Source organism: Arthrobacter sp. Y3223164 (assembly GCF_059091005.1).
On the sequence record NZ_JBNHGF010000562.1, the window covers coordinates 1 to 1,372 of the forward strand.

General features: G+C 72.4%; 2 protein-coding genes. Both read left to right on the forward strand.

All coding sequences use genetic code 11. From position 1 onward, the window contains the following. The coding region (locus AC5RUJ_RS16400; protein WP_494156264.1) for a carboxyvinyltransferase at positions 1–369 on the forward strand (369 nt) is incomplete at its 5' end. Positions 370–371: 2 nt separating this feature from the next. Next, the coding region (gene rsgA, locus AC5RUJ_RS16405; protein ID WP_494156265.1) for a ribosome small subunit-dependent GTPase A at positions 372–1,372 on the forward strand (1,001 nt) is incomplete at its 3' end.

The window sequence follows — 1,372 nt, forward strand, 5'->3', positions numbered from 1 at the left end:
GAGCTGGCGCCGACCGCGGCGGCGCTGTGCGCGTTGGCCGACGGCGAGTCCCGCCTGAGCGGCATTGCCCACCTGCGCGGCCATGAGACGGACCGCTTGGCGGCCCTGGTGGCGGAAATCAACCGGCTGGGCGGCGACGCCGAGGAAACGGAAGACGGTTTGCTCATCCGGCCCAAGCCGCTGCACGGCGGCCTGTTCCATTCCTACGAAGACCACCGCATGGCGACCGCCGGCGCCATCCTCGGGTTGGCCGTGCGCGGCGTGGAGGTCGAGGACATCGGCACCACGGCGAAGACGATGCCCGAGTTCCCGCAGCTGTGGCAGGACATGTTCACCGTTGCCCCGGCGGCCTCGGCCAGCGAGGGCTGACGGTGTCGCGCAGCACCGGCAGCTGGGACGAATCGGATGTGCGCATCCGCCCGAACAAGCGCGGTTCCCGTCCGCGCACCAAGGACCGCCCGGCCCACGAGGATGCGGAGCTCGGGCGGATCGTCACCGTCGACCGCGGCCGCTACACCGCCGTCGTCGATGAAGACACTCCCCGCGAGCGCATCGTCGTCGCGGCCCGGGCCCGAGAGTTGCGCCGCACCCCGGTGGTCACCGGAGACTTCGTGGCCCTGGTCGGCGATGTTTCCGGCGAACCCGACAGCCTCGCCCGGCTGGTCCGGGTGGAGGAACGGCGCACCCTGCTGCGCCGCAGCGCGGACGACACCGACCCGGTTGAACGCGCGGTGGTGGCCAACGCCGACCAGCTGGTCATCGTGGTGGCGGCGGCGAACCCCGAACCCCGCACCGGGTTCATCGACCGGGCGCTGGTGGCCGCGTACGACGCCGGGATCCGCCCGCTGCTGTGCGTCACCAAGGCCGACCTGAAGGACCCCGCCGAGCTGCTGTCCAATTACGAGCACCTGGAGCTGCCGGTGATCGTCAGCCGCACCGCCGCCGCCGACGCCCTCGGCGTGGACACCCGCTCCGACGAGGGCCTGTCCGCGCGGCTCGATACCGACGCCGTGGCCGCGCTGCGCGGTTATCTCGACGGCAAGGTCACCGTCACCCTCGGCCACTCGGGCGTCGGCAAGTCCACCATGGTCAATGCGCTCACCGGGGCCCAGCGCGCCACCGGCGGGGTCAACGCCGTTACCGGGCGCGGCCGGCACACGTCGTCGTCGGCCCTGGCGCTGAAGGTCCAGGACTCGCCCGCAGGCACCTGGATCATCGACACCCCGGGCATCCGCTCCTTCGGTCTGGCCCACGTGGACCCTGACCGGATCCTGTCCGCCTTCCCCGACCTGGAGCCCGGCACCGCCGACTGTCCGCGCGGTTGCAAACACGACGCCGCCGCCGTGGGCTGCGGGCTGGACCCCTACGTCGC